Raw genomic sequence first — 15449 nt, forward strand, 5'->3', positions numbered from 1 at the left:
TCTCCCGGATCCCCTCTCCCCAACGTGGCGCCCGGCCGATCATCGACCGTCGCGCGGCGCTAGGGGGCCCGGTGTTCCGGATGCTCCACGCGACGGTCAGCCGCCTCACGTGACGACCGGCCGGGCTTGCACGGACCTCGAACCCCCCGGGTCCGTGCCCACGTTCCGAGCATCGCGCCCGGCGGTCAACATCGGATCAACAGCGAATCAAGCGGCTGGTCACAGGGTGAAGAAGCCCTCGGCGAGCAGGGCGCGGACCGGCTCGGGGGCGGCGCGGCGCACCTCGTCGGCGGACTGCCCGGTCAGCTCCGCGATCGCGTCGAGCAGCGGCCCCAGCGGCAGCGTGCCGTCGCAGACGCCTGCCAGCGCGGCCTCCACCGTGCCCACCGCCGCGGTGCGGCGCAGGCCGCGGGTCTGCCGGAGCACGATCCGGGCCGGGTCCTCCGCGCCGGGCGGGCCGATCCGCTCCTCCACGACGCCTTCCGCGGTGTTCAGCGCGGCGGCGAACAACTCGTCGCCGGTGAGCCGGTGCGCCGTGGTGACCGAGCGCAGCACGTCCTCCACGTAGGCCCCGACCGGCAGCTCCACCCGCTGGGTGAGCTCTTCCACCCGGACCACCGGGTCGAGGGTGCCCGAGTCGTGCAGCGTGATCCAGCCGAAGCCGATGCCGGTCACGTCCATGGCTTCGAGGCGGGCGAGCCAGGCGTCGTAGCGGTCCCGGTACGCGGGGGTGCCCTGCTCGGCGGAGTCGCGCAGCCACAGCTCGGCGTACTCCGCCGGGTCCTGGACGTCGCGCTGGACGGCCCAGCCGTCGCAGCCGGTCCCGGTGAGCCAGCCGCCGACCCGGTCCCGCCAGTCCTCGCCCTTGACGTGCAGCCAGTTGGCCAGCAGGTGGCAGTGGCCGCCGGGGGCGAGGTGCCGGGGCGCCCGCCGTACCAGGTCGCGGCAGAACGCGTCGCCCTCCTCGCCGGTCTCCCGGTAGGTCAGGCCGCCGCCCGGCGAGATCACGAACGGCGGGTTGGACACCACCAGGTCGAACCGCTCGCCCTCGACCGGCTCGAACATCGACCCCTCGCGGGCCTCCACCGTCTCGTCCGGGATGCCGGACAGCCGCCAGGAGAGCCGGGCCAGTTCCAGCGCGCGCGGGTTCACGTCGGTGGCGACGACCCGGGCGGCCCGCCCGGCGAGGTGCAGCACCTGGACCCCGCAGCCGGTGCCGAGGTCGAGCGCGCTGTCCACCGGGCGGCGGGTGACGAGCTGGGCGAGGTTGGCGGACGCGCCGCCCGCGCCGACCACGTGGCCGGGGTGCAGCGGCGGGTCGCCCGGCCTGACCTTGCGGTCGGACACGACGTAGCCGTCGCCCTCCCACGGCTGGAGGTGGACGGCGGCGCGCACGGTCCGCCCCTGCTCCGGGGCGAGCAGCCCGGCCTCGACCAGCCCGGCCACGTCGAGCGGCAGCTCCGGGCCCTCCACGGGCACGCCCAGCCACCACAGCCGGACGAGCGCGGCGAGCGGGTCGCCGTCCGCGGTGGCGCGCAGCGCGGGGACGAGCTCCTCGCGGGAGAGGGCGGCCGCGGCGACGGGACCGAGGCGTTCGCGGACGCCGTCGATCGTGTAGCCGGATTCGAGCAACCGGTCGCGGAGCCGGTCGAGCAGGCTGGCTGGGACGTTCACCGGCCCATCCTGCCATCGCGCGCCCCGGCGCCCGGCGATCCGGGTGATCCTGGTGATTCCGGTGATTCGGGTGATCTCGGTGATGCGACTTTCGGCGACGCCGGCCGGAAAGCCACTACGATCACTTCTGCCCGGGTAGCAGGTATTTGATCACTTGAGTCCCGCTAGTATCCGGAACACGGAACGCCACCTTCCGGTCACCCAACGGGGCAAGCGTTCTGCAAGTGGCGGTCAAGCGCTTCGCGATACGTCTGGGCGGTAGCCGCCGTGATCTTTTTCGACAGGGAGTGGATCTTGGATGTTGATCCCCTGCTTGGCATGTGAGTCGCGTTTCGTCCCCGACGAGTACTTCCGCGCCTGCCACGACTACAACCGTGGCCGGGATCTCGTCGCGTGGACCTGTCCCGCCTGCGGGAACAGGGACGAGCTTCGCGTGCTGCCCGGGGAACTCGGGTTCGGCTATCCCCGCCGTGGCCGTTTCGACGTGCACGACCGGGTCCGGGTGCCCGGCCTGAGCCGCCGCCGCCAGGACCTGCGCCTGGACATCTCCCTGGACCAGAAGGTCTGGCGGGTGCCCACCCGCACCGCCTTCGCCCCCGCGCACTGAGCGACGGCGGGCGCTGACCGCCCGGGCGCGGGGCTTCCTCCCGTACACCCGCACCCAGGCGGCCGTCCCTGCCCGGTCCCGCCCCCGGGTCCGCCCTGTCACACCTCGCGGCTCCTGATCACGCGCACCACGTCGTCCACCACCAGCCCGGCCCGCTCCGCCTCGCTGTCCCCGGTCGCCTCCCCCAGGCAGGGGGTGAGCACCACGTTGGACAGCCGGACCAGCGGATGATCCGGGTCCAGCCACTCCCCTTCGAAGTGGTCGAGCCCCGCCCCGCCGAGATGCCCGCCGCGCAGCGTGTCCACCAGGGCCGCCACGTCGTGCAGGCCGCCTCTCGCGGTGTTCAGGTAGATCGCGCCCGGCCGCATCGCGGCGAACTCCGCGCTGCCGATCAGCCCCCTGGTCTCCGCCGTCAGCTCGGCGTGCACGGACACGACGTCGGCCTCGGCGAGCAGGGCGGGAAGTGTGTGCCCGGCCTCCGGCACGTGCGGGTCGCAGGCGATCACATGCATCCCCAGCCCGCGCATCCGCCACCGCACCGCCGTGCCGACCCGGCCGAGGCCCACGATGCCGAAGGTACGGCCGGCCAGCCGTACCCCGCGGTGCCGCTGGGCGGGCGGCAGGCCGCGGCGGTAGACCCGGCCGCCCCGGACGTCGCGGTCGGCGGTGACGATGTGCCGGTTGACCGCGAACAGCAGGGCGACGGTGAGTTCGGCGACCGCGTCCACGTCGTGGTCGGCGGAGTGCAGCACGGCCACGCCGCGCTCACGGGCGAGCCGGACGTCCACCCGGGTGGGCGCCCGCACGCAGGCCACGATGTCCAGCGGCAGCCCGAGCACCGCGCCGCGCACCTCGTCCCCGTCGGTCACCAGCACCCGCGCGCCGGTCCCGATCACCAGGTCGGCGAGCCGCTCGTCGGAGAACCCCCACGCGGGTCGGCCCGCCAGTTCGGGGAACTCGTCGGCGGAGACCACCTCGGCGACCGCGGCCAGGCGCTGGACGGCGTCGGCCGGCAGCCTGGCCAGCACCAGGGCCCGCGGCCGCACCCGAGGGAATTCGCCAACACCCACAATCGCGACAATAGCCCCTACCAGCGAGTATCGCGGAGGGTGCCCGCGCGACCACGCCGCCTCGGGGTCAGGCGGCGGGCTGCCGCAGGCTCTGCCAGGCGGCCTCGCACAGGCCGGCGATCTCCTCGTCGGAGGGCTGGTGGGCGCCGCTGAACCACAGCCGGCACATCTCCTGGGCGGGCCCGAGCCACAGTACGTAACACATGGTGGCGTGCACCGGCTGGAGCAGGCCCGCCTTCATGTGCGGCCGCCACCAGTCGGCCACCTGGCGGAAGAACGCGCGGCGGGACTCGGCGACCTCCGTGCCGCCGGGCTCGTTGCGGCGTGGCGGGCGCTCGCTGATCAGCAGGCGGGCCCGCTCGGGGTGCTCGCCGCACCAGGTCATGTGGAAGGCGACGATCGCCTCGATCCCGTCGCGGGCGTTCTCGTGGCGGACCAGCTCGGCCAGAAACGCCTCCTGGTACATCGCCAGCGTCTCGGCGTACAGGACCCCGAAGACATGCTCCTTACTGGCGAAGTGGTGATAGAAGCTGCCCACGCTGACGCCACTCTCCTCGCGGAGACTGGCCAGGGTGGTGGCGGAGACGCCGTCCTGGCTGAACCTGCGCAATGCGCCGTCGATGATCCGGGTACGACCGTCACGCCCGTTCTTGACACTCTTCACGAGGTCAATGGTGCGGTAACAGAACGTTGTTCCGCAAATGGCCGTACCGCGTTTCAGAGAGCGGCGACAATCTCCACCGTGCCCTGAACCGCCCGCGCGGTCGCCTCCGGCCACCTCTTTCTGATCATCGATAATACTTTGCGATTGTCCCCGAGCACGTCCATACCGACGGTTTCCGCCCCTTCGGCGACGGCCCGGGCGAGCAGGACGCCGACCAGCCGCGAGCCGTGCCCGCGCCCCTGCCACTCGTCGGCCACCACGACGGCGATCTCCACCTGGGACGTCCCGGCGTACCGGTAGCTCATGGCGTGCCCGACGACCTGGCCGGTGACGGCGTGCACGGCCAGCAGGGCGTCGCGCCCGCCGTCGAGGGCCAGCAGGGACCTGACCATGCTCGCGCTCGGCCGGGTCACGCCGGCGAAGAACCGCATGGAGCAGGTGCGCAGGGACAGCCCGGCCAGGAAGGCGCGGACGGGTTCCTCGTCGTCCGGGCCGGCCGGCCGCACCACCACCGTGTCGGCGGGCTGTAACACGGGAGGGAAAGGCTGAGTTCGGAGCATGGACTCAGCCTGCCGACAGCGTCCTGAGTCTGTCAAGTAGACTCAGGGAAGATTGGAAGGAACGGAATGACCACCTACGATTCCGCCATGAGCGTGCCCTTCCGCGTGGACAACTGCTCGATCGAGGCCACCCTGCGCGTGGTCGGCGAGAAATGGACGCTGCTCGTCCTGCGGGAGGCGTTCGGCGGGGTGCGCCGCTTCGCGGACATGCAGGCGGCGACCGGCGCCCCCCGGCAGGTGCTCAGCGCCCGGCTGACCCGCCTGGTCGAGGAGGACCTCATGCGCAAGGTCCCCTACCGGGAGCCGGGGCAGCGCCAGCGCGACGAGTACCGGCTGACCCAGAAGGGCATCGACCTGTATCCGATCATGGTCGCCCTCATGCACTGGGGCGACCGCTACCTCGCCGACGACGGCGCCCCCGTGCTCCTCACCCACCGCGGCTGCGGCGCCGACGTCGAGCAGTACTTCCGCTGCGCCGACGGCCACGAGGTCGGCTCCGCCCGCGAGATCACCCCGCTTCCCGGTCCCGGCCTGCGGCTGGCCCCCCGGGTCCCGGACCCCGCCCCCGAGGCCGGGGAGTGCCGCGCCCGCGAGCCGCGCCCGGCCTGAGAGCCGCCCGGAGTCGGGGGCGGAGGTGGCGATGCCTACGCTGGGTGGGTGTACAGGTTCCTCCTGACCCCTCGCTGGCTGGCGTTCCACGTGGTGGTGCTGCTGGTCATCCCGGCCTTCGTGTTCCTCGGCCGGTGGCAGTTCGGGCGCTTCGAGGAACGCTCGGCCGCGAGCCACCACATCACCGCCAACCTGCGGGCCGGCGCGGCCCCGCTGGACACCCTGGCCCGCCCGGGCGAGCCGGTCAGGGACGCGGACGAGTACCGCACCGTCACCGTCTCCGGCACCTACGACACCGCCCACCAGCTCGTCGTGCGCCGCCGCCCCCAGGAGGGCAGGCTCGGCTTCTACGTGCTGACCCCGCTGGTCACGGGTTCCGGCCAGGCGGTGCTGGTCAACCGGGGCTGGGTGCCCGCGGGCGCGACCGCCGACGCGATGCCCCAGGTGCCCGCGCCGGCCACCGGCGAGGTCACCGTCACCGGGCGGCTGCGGCCGAGCGAGACCGAGGAGACCTCCGGGATCAGGAACCGCGCCGGCCTCCCGCCGGGCCAGGTCCTGCTGATCGACGCCGGCGCGATCGGCCGCGGCCTGCCGTACCGGATCCCCGGCGGCTATGTGGAGCTGACCGGGCAGCGGCCCGCCGCGGCGGAGCCCGAGCCGGTGCCCGCGCCCGACGTCGGCGAGGGCGGCGGGCTCAACCTGGCGTACGGCGTGCAGTGGTGGCTGTTCATCGGGATCGCCGTCGGCGGCTGGTTCTTCCTCATCCGCAGGGAGGCGGCCGACATCAAGGCGGCGGCGGACGAGCCCGAGGAAGAGCTGGCGGACGCTACAAAGGGACCATGACCAGCAGGAACGTCGCCACGATCGCCACCAGGAGCCCCTGCGCCGCGTTCAGCGGCCCCCTGGGGGTCAGCACGTCGTACGGCCTGCGCCACAGCGGATAGGGCTCCAGCAGGACGTAGAACACGATCCCGCCGCGCAGGAAGATCCACAACCAGGCCCAGCGGGTGGCGTAGCGGCGTTCCGGCAGTCCCAGCATCAGCAGCAGCGTGAGCGCCCCGGCGGCGGCCCCCAGCGGGGCCAGCGGCGCCCACACGCGTTGCAGCTCCGCATACGCCCACAGGCCCGGCCCGCCGGGCGGGTCGGTGACCGGCACCACGCGCCCGCCCTCTCGGCCGGCCGCCGCGATCGCGGCGAGGTGGGAGGCGCGCACCGGCGCCAGTCTCGCCTCGTCGAGGCGGGTCGTCACCGGGTCCCACACCTCGCCCTTGGGCACCCCGATCGCCCGCGACCAGCGGGTCGGGCCCTCCGACCACAGGAGCTGCCCGTAACCGGGCCAGGACCGGTCCGCGACCACCTGGGTCACCGTGCCCGCGCGCAACCCCGCGTAGAGGTCCCGGACCGGGCGCGGCGCCGGCTCGCCGTTGACCGTGACGGCGAAGACGGCGAAGGTCAGCACGGCCAGCAGGACCCAGCGGGTGGCGTGGAGCAGGCGGTCGTGCGGAGTCCGGGGCTGGAGCACCGGGTGCGGGACAACCGGTTCGACGACGCCCGGTCTGATGGCGGAGGACACCCAAGCCCCAATCGCGAAGAGATGGCGTGCTTAGGGTAAAGCGCCTGATCGATCCCCTCGAATTCGAGGTACCCGGTGGCGCGTTTCACCTGGGGGCCGGGGTGGAGTGGGGACCGGGTTCGCCGTTCGGGTGGTGCGGGCGAAGGTTGCTGCGAGAATGTTTCTCGTCATCGACGGCGCCGCCGTGGAGAGGGTCCGGAACATCCCGTGGACCGTTCCGCCCCATTCGCCGGGCCGTCCCGTCCACGAGGTGAATGAAGAGATACAGCTTGGAGACCTCCCAGCTTGTTCTGTGTGATGCCAGCGTCATACGGTTTCCCATGTGACTACGCCGCTGCTTACCGACCCAGAGCCGAGGCGGCGCGACTATGTGATCATTTCGGTAGATGATCACCTCATCGAGCCACCTGACATGTTCGAGGGACGGCTGCCCGAGAAGTACGCCGACCTCGCCCCGAAAGTGGTGGAGACCGGGTCGGGCCACCAGGTCTGGCAGTACGGCGGGGCCACCTACCCCTGCGCCGGGGTCGACGTCGGCGCGGGCATGCCGCCTGAGCAGTGGACCCTCGACCCGGTGCGCTTCGAGCAGATGCGGCCCGGCTGTCACGACATCGAGGCCCGCATCGAGGACATGGACCGCGCGGGCGTCTGGGCCGCCCTCTGCTTCCCCGGCATGCTGGCCGGGCAGGCGGGCATGCCCTTCGCCAAGACCCGCGACCAGGATCTCGGCCTCGCCGTGCTGCGCGCGTGGAACGACTGGCACGTGGACGTGTGGGCGGGCACCTACCCCGAGCGGATCATCGCGATGCAGCTCCCCTGGCTGCCCGACCCCGAGGTGGCGGCCAAGGAGATCCGCGACAACGCGGCCCGCGGCTTCAAAGCGGTGATCTTCCCGGAGTTCCCCACCCGGCTGCGGCTGCCGTCCATCCACAGCGGCCACTGGGACCCGTTCTTCGCGGCCTGCGAGGAGACCGGCACCGTGGTGTGCCTGCACACCGGCTCCGCGTCCTGGGCGCCGGTGCCCTCGCCGGACACCCCGATCGAGGCCATCACCACGCTGATCCCGACCAGCGCGATGTTCGCCTGCGCCGACTGGCTCTGGTCCGGCGTGCCGCTGCGCTTCCCCAACCTGCGCATCCTCGTCGTCGAGGGCGGCGTCGGCTGGCTGCCGATGCTCGCCGAGCGCGCCGACTACGCGCTGGACCACACGGTGGGCGGGGAGTCGTCGTGGGAGGGCGGGCTGAAGCCGAGCGAGGTGCTGCGCCGCAACTTCTACTTCGGCACGCTCAACGACCACGCGCTGTCCGGCGTGCGGCTCGCCGTGGGGCTGGACCACGTGCTGCTGGAGAGCGGCTACCCGCACTCCGACTCCACCTGGCCCGACACCCAGCGCTCGGTGGCCCGCAACCTCGGCAGCCTGCCGCCGGCCGACATCGCCAGGGTCGCCTACGGCAACGCCGCCCGGCTGTTCGGCCACCCGCTGCCGTCCCGGGCGTGGCTGCGGATGGAACAGCTCTAGGAGGGCGAGTCCAGGAACGTGGGAGCGTCGTGCGTGCGCTCCCACGTCACATAACGCCCGCTCTCACCGAGCAGCGAGGTCATCAGCCACAGGAAGACGCCGAAGTCGTCGACCACCCCGATGAGCACCAGGAAGTCGGGGATGACGTCGATCGGCGAGATCAGGTAGACCACGCCGAGCCCCATCATGGCGAGCCTGCCCTTGCCCATGCCCGGATAGTCGCCGCGGAGGACGGCGGCCAGCATCCGCGGGATGCCGCGCACCCGGACGCCGATGCCGGGCGTCCCCGGGCTGTTCACCTCGCGGTAAGCCCGCCATAACGCCGCGCTCCGCCCCACCTTGGCCATCGTGGGCTCCTCCCAGAGGGGATCGTGGCGCCGGTACTACCCGGCCGTCGTCCCGCTTAACGCGCGCGGCGGGCCCCGCGTTCCCTCACCCGGCGAAGGCGCCCGCCCAGCGCGGCGGTGTCCCGCACGGTCCTGGTGAGCACCCCGGTCACCGCGAACCCGGCCCAGCCCTCGCCGACGGCCGGGCCCATGCTGATCCGCCCGCGCGCCGGTTTGAGCCCTACGAGGCCGCACAGGCTCGCCGGGACGCGGATGGACCCGCCGCCGTCGCCGGCGGTCGCCACGGCCACCATGCCCGCCGCCACCGCCGCGGCCGAACCGCCGCTGGACCCGCCGCTGGAGTACGCCGGGTCGTACGGGTTGCGGGTCGGCCCGGCGGCCAATGGCTCGGTGGTGACGGTGGTGCCGAACTCGGGGGTGTTCGTCCGGCCGAGGATGACGAACCCGGCGCGGCGCAGCTTGGCCACGTCGTAGGAGTCGGTGTCCACGACCACGCCGTCCAGCGCGCGCGACCCCTCCCGGTACGGATCGCCCGCCGACGCCCAGCCGAGGTCCTTGAGCAGCGTCGGCACGCCCCGGAACGGCGCATCGGCCGCGATCGCGTCGATCTCCGCCAGCGCCCGCTCGAAACGGCGGTGGACCACGGCGTTCAGCTCGCCGTCGAGCGCCTCGATCCGGGCGATCGCCGCCTCGGCCAGCTCGCGCGGCGACACCTCCCCCGCGCGCACGGCCCGCGCCTGGTCGACCGCGTCCCGGGCGAGGACCTCCGCCGCGCTCACCCTGCGCTCGGCGCCAGGTCGCGTACGGCCTGCGTGATCGAGACGCCGCCGGGGACGGGGGCGAGGACCGGGGTGGTCAGCCCGTTGGCCACGTACTCCCGGATCCTGGCCCGGCAGGTGGCCGCGTCCCCGTGCACCACGAGGTCGTCCACGACCTCGTCCGGGATCGCCTTCAGCGCGGCCTTGCGGTCGCCCGCCGCCCACGCCTCGTGCAGCGGGCGGAGCACCTCGGCGCGGCCGAGCCAGTCGTGGAAGGCGGCGTAGACGGGCACGGTCAGGTAGCCGGCGAGCAGGCGGCGGGCCAGCTCGCGTACCTGCTCGGCGTCCTCGCTCACGCAGACGAACAGGCGGGCGATCAGCTCGGTGTCCGGGCCCGTCTCGGCGCGCACCTTCCTGACGTCGGCCGGCGAGAGCCAGTTGGTGATCGCGCCGTCGGCCTCGGCGGCGGCCAGCCGGAGCATCCGCGGGCGCAGCGCGGCCAGCACGATCCTGGGTGGCGTCGCGGGGGCGCGTTCCAGCTTGAAGCCCTGCACCTCGAAGGTCTCGTAGCGCTCGGAGACCTTCTCCCCGGCCAGCGCCCTGCGCAGGAAACGGAGGGTGTCCCGGGTACGGGCGTAGGGCTTGACGAACTCCCCGGCGTTCCAGCGTTCGACGATCGCCGGGGAGGAGGCGCCGATGCCGAGCACGAACCGCTCCGGCGCCAGGTCGGCCAGCGTCGCCGCGGACATCGCCAGCAGCCCCGGCCCGCGGGTCGAGACCGGCACGATGGCGCTGCCCAGCCGCAGCGACGGCGCCCACTCAGCGGCCAGCGCGAGCGGGGTGAACCCGTCCGTCCCGCTGACCTCCGCCGACCAGGCGTCCGTGTAGCCGAGCGCGGGCAGCTCCGCGACCAGCTCCCGGGATTCGGACAGCGTTCGATCGTAGAACGGGATCGTCATCCCCCAGCGCGCTTCCGCGGCCATCGGTCGCCTCCATCCAGAATGTCGTTCTGTCGTAGCTTGCCCCAGTATGACCGGGGGGCGTCAAGGGTTATGGCATACCAACTGGACGGTATGGCACCGAATCCATCCGGCATCTGTCGCAATACCCGGCCAAGAATCCTTTGACGTGCCTAAACTCATCTCGTGAGGAGCCGGTACGAGAAGCCAGCGCACAACCGCCGCCACCGCCGAGCCTTACTCGGCCCGATGTCCTTGACCGCCCTCCCCCTATTCGCGTTATCCCTCACCCCCACCCTCGACATATCCCCCGAAAACCCACCCCAAGCCACCTCGCTTGCGGTGCCCCGGGGGCATTCGTCCGAGGTTGTACGGGTGAGCTCGCCTTGGGAGTCCCGTGCGGACTCGTCCTCGGTGTCCCGGGCGGACTCGTCCTGGCTGTCCCGGGCGGACTCGTACTCGGGATCTCGGATGGACTCGCACGGGGTGACCCAGGCGGTCTCGTCGGGGGTTGCTCGGGCGGGCGTGTCCAGGGTCGCCTACGTGAGCCCGCCGTCCGCCGGACAACCACCGTCCCGCCTGGACACATCCCTGGAGCACTTCCTCCCCTCAGAGGACTCCACCCAACGAACTCCCGACACCCTCGCGGAGAACACCACTCCGCGAGCCGAAGCCGCTTCCTCCCCGGAGGACTCCACACTCCGAACCACCACCGTCTCCCCGAACGAGACCACCCTGCGGGCCGACGCCGCCACCTCCCCGGAAAGCACCACCCTGCGAGCCGAAGCCGCCGTCCCCCCGGAGAACACCCCCCTGCGCGCCGGAGCCACCGCTGACACTCAGACCGACACTGTCGTCACCCCCCAGAACGGCACATCGCAAGCCGACGCCACCACTGCCGTAACCCCGCAGGACACCTCACTACGCACCGAAGCCGCCGCCACCTCCCCGGACGACACTCCGCTCCGCGCCGAAGCCCGCGCCTCCGTCTCCTCCCCCGACGGCAGTTCGCTCCGCGCGGGAGCCCGCGCCTCGGTCTCCGAGAACGACGCGGACGATCCCTCCCGGAACGGCACTTCACTCCGCGCGGGAGCCCGCGCCTCCCTCTCCTCCTCCGACGGCACTTCGCTCCGCGCCGGAGCCCGCGCCTCCCTCTCCTCGGATGACGCAGCCGAACCCTCCCAGAACGACACTTCACTCCGCGCGGGAGCCCGCGCCTCCCTCTCCTCCCCCGACGGCACTTCACTCCGCGCCGGAGCCCGCGCCTCCCTCTCCTCGGATGACGCGGCCGACTCCCCCCAGGACGGCTCACTGCTGCGGGCCGGTGCCCTCGTCGCCGTCTCGCCGGGGGACGCCGCGGGCGTGGCGCTCGGGGTCGGCGTGGGGCGGTTGCGTCTGGCGGCCGGCGTCGGGCTGTTCCGCGCGCCTGCCCCGCAGGCCCCGAGCGTGGGCGTCGCCGCGGGTCTGCGCGTCACGATCCCCGAACCGCCCCGGCCACCGGATGTCGTCGTCCCCCCGATACCGCCCGCCCCGGCCATTCCACCGGTCCCCGGCGGGGTCAAGCCCGTCAAGCCAGCCAAACCCGCGAAGCCGGCAAAGCCCGCCAAACCCCGCAAGCCCCAGATACCGGCCCCACCCGTACAACGCCCCGCCCCCGTACCCCCGCGCCCGGTGACGCCCATCGCGGCCCCCGAGCCCATCCCGGAGCCCACCCCCGAACCGCCCCCGAAGGCCGCCCCCCAGCCTCCCGAGCGCGACTGGAACCCCAACCGCCACTCCGTACTGGAACGCTTCGCCGCCCGCCGCGCCGGCACCGACCGCAACACGATCATCGTCGTCTTCGTCACCGTGATCGGCGCCGTAACCCTGGGCGCCGCCACCAGACTCCGCCGATAACCCACCACTAACCCCGCCTGCGGCACCATCCCAGGCGGGGCCCCTCCCCCAAACCCTCCCCCCAGGGCAGCACCACCGCCCCCACTCCGCCACGAACACCACCGACAACCCACCCCGCCCACCTGGCAGGCGCACCACCACCGGCCCCCACCCCTCCCTTCCCGGTACGAACACCGCCGACGGCACCACCACCCCGCCCCCAGCCTCCGGCCGCCCGCAGGCGGAGGGGCAGCGGCCGGGCGTATTTCGGATGCCCCGGCATGGGCCCCCGTCCGATACTGGGGCGATGAGGGATGCCGTGGCCGTGGCCGTGTCGATCGCCGGGGAGTACGGGATCCGGGTGACGGATCCGGTGGTGTTGCGCGACTCCTTCAACCTGCGGGTGTGGCTGCGGCCGGCGCCGATCGTGGCGAGGATTCCGACGGTGACCACGCTGGGCCGGCCCCGGCCCGCGGAGGCGCTGGCGCGGGAGGTGGCGGTGGTGTCGCATCTGCACGAGGCGGGCGCCCCGGTGGTGCCCGTGAGCGACCTGCTGCCGGCGAAGCCGTTCGAACGGGACGGGGTCGCCATGTCCTTCTGGACGTATGTGGAACACGACCCCGATCGGCGGCTGGAGCCCGCCGAGGTGGGCAGGGCGCTCGCCGAGCTGCACGACGCGCTGCGCGGCTACCCGGGCGAGTTGCCCCACCTGGGTCCGGCGCTGGAGGAGACCGCCCACCTGCTGGACGTCCTCGCGGGGACGGGCTTCGACGCGGAGGCGCTGGCCGAGTTGCGGGCCGCGCACGGGCGGCTGAGCGAGGAGTTGCGCCGGCCGTACGGGGCGGTGCAGGCGCTGCACGGCGACGCGCATCCGGGGAACCTGCTGGCCACCGGCGAGGGCCTGCTGTGGACGGACTTCGAGGAGACCTGCTCGGGACCGGTCGGCTGGGATCTCGCCTGCCTGCGGCGGAGCCGGCTCCTCGACGGCGGCGAGGCGGTGCGGGCGTACGGCGCGGACCCGGAGGACCCGGCGTACCGGCTGGTCGCGGAGGCGCGCAGCCTCCAGGGGACGCTGTGGCAGCTCGCGAAGTCCCTCCGCTTCCCGGAGTACGCGCGGCAGGCGGACACCGCGCTCGCCGGGTGGCGAGCGGCCACCCGCTGACCACCACCGGAGGGACACCCCAGGGACAGCGCGACGCGACCGAAACCCGCCCCGGACACGGCTCAGGGGCTGACCGGCAGCCGTGAGAACGGTCACCGGCCGGCCCCTGGAGAGGGCCTTCGGTCAGCCGCCGGGGGAGGTGAGGATCTGGTCGTCGATGCGGTCGAACTGCTGCTGGGCCGTTTGCAGGGCGGACGGCTCGACCGCGCCCACACCGCTGAAGGGGTGGCTCAGCAGTTGGATGAAGACGATGCCGGTGACCACGATGGCCAGCCGGACCACGTCGCTCACCACCGAGGTGACGGTGGGACGGATGCCGCGAGTCCAGGGCAGCACGATGACCGCGATGCCGGAGATCACCATCGAGATCAGGAAGATCCCTTCCAGGCGGGTGCTCGCGTCCGCGGCCCGGATGCCACGGGCGTGGCTCACCTCGGCGGCCCTGGCGAGGGCCTCCTGGCGCATCTCCCTGTGCGTCTCGTCGGCGGGCCGGAGCTGGAACAGGCCGGCGCGCAACTCGTCGAGGCTGCGGTCGGCGACGTCGGACAGCCGGTCCTGGGTCATCAGCGGCCAGTCGAGCGTGATCGACTGCTCGGTGTAGGACTTGATCTTCTCCCGCACGGGCCCGGCCTCGGGGATCGACGAGACCGACCAGTAGAGCTCGGTCAGGCTCTCCGCCTCGGCGGCGACGTCGGTGTTCGCGGCGTTGATCGCGTCTCGGCAGAGGACCGCGGCATAGGCGAGGACCAGCAGATAGATCGCCAGCGCGAGGTTGGTCGCGAAGTCGAGGGCCACGGAACCGTGCTCCTCGTCGCTTCTGCCCCTGCGCCGGAGCACCGTCAACGTGATGCCCATGACCACGAACACGGCCACCGCCACTACTGCCACCCAGCCCATGAACCCTCCACACCTACCTACTTAGCGTGTCATGTCAAATGCCGAGGGTAATGCTTTGGTGCGCGTATTCCCATGAATCACGCGCGGAGTTCGTGCATGGCGGCAATAAAGTCTCTGGCGATCCCTCGCAAACCAGGCAGATGCGACAATCCCACGAGCTTTCCGACCAGTGGCACCGTCAGGTCGATGAGCCGGTAGGTCCGCTGGCACCCGGGCGACCTGTCGTGCACCCAGAAGAGCACGACGCCCATCGACATCAGCCACAGCAGCTCGGGCAGTTCCTCGCGCAGCTCGGAGTCCATCCGGTCGGCCGCCCCCTCGACCACCTGCCGGTAGATGCCGATCGACGACTCCCGCGCCGGCGTCGACTCCGCGCTGAACGGGCTGAGCGGATTGCTCGGCTCGGCCGCGTGCTTGAAGAACTTCACCGCGAACTCGTGGTACGGCTCCGACACCACCACCCACTGCCGCAGCACCCCGCCCAGCCGCGCCTCGAACCCGGTCTCCACGGCGAGCAGCTCCTCGCAGGCGATCTCGTGCTCCCGCTGAGCACGGTCGTAGTACGCCTGGACCAGCGCCTCCTTGGAGGAGAAGTAGTAGTACGCGTTCCCCACGGAGACCCCGGCCTCGGCGGCGATGGCCCTCATCGTGGTGGCTTCGAAGCCACGCTCGCGGAACAGCCTCAGTGCCGTCTCGACGATGAGCTCGCGGGTCCTCTCCGATCCTCGACTGCTGCGCTGGGGCGGTTCCACCACGTTCGTCACTGTACGACTCGTCCCTTAGGTAGGTCATGAACCCTGACGGTGATCACCACCACACCGCAAAGAGTGACCGAGATCAGGGATCACTCGCGGGTAATCGTGGGATTGATCCTCCAGGCGGAAGGGCAATCCGCGAAAAGGGATCAACATGGGGACCAGTCCATGTAAACAGGTGCCCGTACGGCTTGCGGCTTGTGTGCTGCTCGCCGTACAGGCATCCGTTCTCGCCACGGCCTTGGCCGGTACGGCGGGAGCCACGACCACGCTGGCCGACGCCGGCACGGACGAAGGCGAGGCGGGGGCCGGCGCAATAAGCGACGGCTCCCATAAACCGAGCCTGAAATCCACCAGGCACGACATTATGCACCGGAGCCGTGCGACCGCCCAGGTCACCCGATCCGGTACGGCAGGAGG

16 protein-coding genes are annotated in these 15449 nt (G+C 72.2%); 6 read left to right on the forward strand and 10 right to left on the reverse strand.

The genetic code is table 11. The annotated features are described in order from the left end of the window. Positions 1–219: 219 nt before the first annotated feature. Positions 220–1674: a DUF7059 domain-containing protein gene (locus QSK26_RS31050; protein WP_285778850.1), complete on the reverse strand. Its 1455-nt coding sequence runs from the start codon at positions 1672–1674 to the stop codon at positions 220–222. A 313-nt stretch (positions 1675–1987) separates the two neighbouring features. Between QSK26_RS31050 and QSK26_RS31055 the strand changes: the two genes are divergently transcribed. Then, complete coding sequence (locus QSK26_RS31055) at positions 1988–2281, forward strand: hypothetical protein (RefSeq protein WP_285778851.1); 294 nt, start codon at positions 1988–1990, stop codon at positions 2279–2281. A gap of 98 nt (positions 2282–2379) precedes the next feature. On the opposite strand, the gene QSK26_RS31060 is transcribed toward QSK26_RS31055, so the two are convergent. The 3 genes from QSK26_RS31060 to QSK26_RS31070 form a co-directional block, all read right to left on the reverse strand. After that, on the reverse strand, positions 2380–3351 hold the full coding sequence (locus QSK26_RS31060) for an NAD(P)-dependent oxidoreductase (protein WP_285778852.1): 972 nt from the start codon (positions 3349–3351) through the stop codon (positions 2380–2382). Positions 3352–3418: 67 nt separating this feature from the next. Continuing rightward, on the reverse strand, positions 3419–4015 hold the full coding sequence (locus QSK26_RS31065; protein ID WP_285778853.1) for a TetR/AcrR family transcriptional regulator: 597 nt from the start codon (positions 4013–4015) through the stop codon (positions 3419–3421). A 53-nt stretch (positions 4016–4068) separates the two neighbouring features. Continuing rightward, positions 4069–4548, reverse strand: a complete 480-nt coding sequence (locus QSK26_RS31070; RefSeq protein WP_285778854.1) for a GNAT family N-acetyltransferase — start codon at positions 4546–4548, stop codon at positions 4069–4071. A gap of 93 nt (positions 4549–4641) precedes the next feature. Here QSK26_RS31070 and QSK26_RS31075 point away from each other — a divergent pair, with 93 nt between their 5' ends. Then, positions 4642–5184 (forward strand): winged helix-turn-helix transcriptional regulator, encoded by a 543-nt coding sequence (locus QSK26_RS31075; protein ID WP_285778855.1) that lies wholly within the window; start codon positions 4642–4644, stop codon positions 5182–5184. A 48-nt stretch (positions 5185–5232) separates the two neighbouring features. Beyond that, the gene (locus QSK26_RS31080) at positions 5233–6027 is read left to right on the forward strand and encodes an SURF1 family cytochrome oxidase biogenesis protein (RefSeq protein ID WP_285778856.1); all 795 of its coding nucleotides are present in this window, start codon (positions 5233–5235) and stop codon (positions 6025–6027) included. Here QSK26_RS31080 and QSK26_RS31085 read toward each other — a convergent pair. Further along, the gene (locus QSK26_RS31085) at positions 6011–6757 is read right to left on the reverse strand and encodes a hypothetical protein (RefSeq protein ID WP_285778857.1); all 747 of its coding nucleotides are present in this window, start codon (positions 6755–6757) and stop codon (positions 6011–6013) included. The genes QSK26_RS31080 and QSK26_RS31085 overlap by 17 nt on opposite strands. 412 nt (positions 6758–7169) lie before the next feature. Between QSK26_RS31085 and QSK26_RS31090 the strand changes: the two genes are divergently transcribed. Further along, entirely contained in the window at positions 7170–8276 is a 1107-nt protein-coding gene (locus QSK26_RS31090; RefSeq protein ID WP_285778858.1) for an amidohydrolase family protein, read from the forward strand. On the opposite strand, the gene QSK26_RS31095 is transcribed toward QSK26_RS31090, so the two are convergent. From QSK26_RS31095 to QSK26_RS31105, 3 genes are read right to left on the reverse strand one after another with little or no spacing between them, the layout of a single operon-like run. Next, a complete protein-coding gene (locus QSK26_RS31095) occupies positions 8273–8623 on the reverse strand; it encodes a YkvA family protein (RefSeq protein ID WP_285778859.1) in 351 nt (116 codons plus the stop codon). The two genes, QSK26_RS31090 and QSK26_RS31095, sit on opposite strands and share 4 nt — an antisense overlap. Before the next feature lie 56 nt (positions 8624–8679). Next, entirely contained in the window at positions 8680–9402 is a 723-nt protein-coding gene (locus QSK26_RS31100) for an amidase family protein (RefSeq protein WP_285778860.1), read from the reverse strand. Next, positions 9399–10364 (reverse strand): LLM class F420-dependent oxidoreductase, encoded by a 966-nt coding sequence (locus tag QSK26_RS31105; RefSeq protein ID WP_285778861.1) that lies wholly within the window; start codon positions 10362–10364, stop codon positions 9399–9401. Before QSK26_RS31105 ends, QSK26_RS31100 begins: the two co-directional genes overlap by 4 nt. 447 nt (positions 10365–10811) lie before the next feature. Here QSK26_RS31105 and QSK26_RS31110 point away from each other — a divergent pair, with 447 nt between their 5' ends. Then, the gene (locus QSK26_RS31110; RefSeq protein WP_285778862.1) at positions 10812–12236 is read left to right on the forward strand and encodes a hypothetical protein; all 1425 of its coding nucleotides are present in this window, start codon (positions 10812–10814) and stop codon (positions 12234–12236) included. 286 nt (positions 12237–12522) lie between these two features. Beyond that, positions 12523–13377, forward strand: a complete 855-nt coding sequence (locus QSK26_RS31115) for an aminoglycoside phosphotransferase family protein (RefSeq protein ID WP_285778863.1) — start codon at positions 12523–12525, stop codon at positions 13375–13377. Between the two features lie 123 nt (positions 13378–13500). Here the strand turns inward: QSK26_RS31115 and QSK26_RS31120 are convergent, their stop codons facing one another. Continuing rightward, a complete protein-coding gene (locus QSK26_RS31120) occupies positions 13501–14274 on the reverse strand; it encodes a bestrophin-like domain (protein ID WP_285778864.1) in 774 nt (257 codons plus the stop codon). Positions 14275–14351: 77 nt separating this feature from the next. Beyond that, the gene (locus QSK26_RS31125; protein WP_285778865.1) at positions 14352–15029 is read right to left on the reverse strand and encodes a TetR/AcrR family transcriptional regulator; all 678 of its coding nucleotides are present in this window, start codon (positions 15027–15029) and stop codon (positions 14352–14354) included. Between the last annotated feature and the right edge of the window lie 420 nt (positions 15030–15449).

The sequence above is a fragment of the Microtetraspora sp. NBRC 13810 genome, from assembly GCF_030268685.1.
In the GTDB taxonomy this organism is placed as follows: Bacteria; Actinomycetota; Actinomycetes; order Streptosporangiales; family Streptosporangiaceae; genus BSRQ01.

Excerpts from the sequence above, each read along its gene's own strand:
- QSK26_RS31075 (WP_285778855.1), top strand. The coding sequence starts at position 4,642 with ATGACCACCTACGATTCCGCCATGAGCGTGCCCTTCCGCGTGGACAAC.
- QSK26_RS31090 (WP_285778858.1), top strand. The coding sequence starts at position 7,170 with ATGTTCGAGGGACGGCTGCCCGAGAAGTACGCCGACCTCGCCCCGAAA.
- QSK26_RS31095 (WP_285778859.1), bottom strand. The coding sequence starts at position 8,623 with ATGGCCAAGGTGGGGCGGAGCGCGGCGTTATGGCGGGCTTACCGCGAG.
- QSK26_RS31105 (WP_285778861.1), bottom strand. The coding sequence starts at position 10,364 with ATGGCCGCGGAAGCGCGCTGGGGGATGACGATCCCGTTCTACGATCGA.
- QSK26_RS31110 (WP_285778862.1), top strand. The coding sequence starts at position 10,812 with ATGGACTCGCACGGGGTGACCCAGGCGGTCTCGTCGGGGGTTGCTCGG.
- QSK26_RS31115 (WP_285778863.1), top strand. The coding sequence starts at position 12,523 with ATGAGGGATGCCGTGGCCGTGGCCGTGTCGATCGCCGGGGAGTACGGG.
- QSK26_RS31120 (WP_285778864.1), bottom strand. The coding sequence starts at position 14,274 with ATGGGCTGGGTGGCAGTAGTGGCGGTGGCCGTGTTCGTGGTCATGGGC.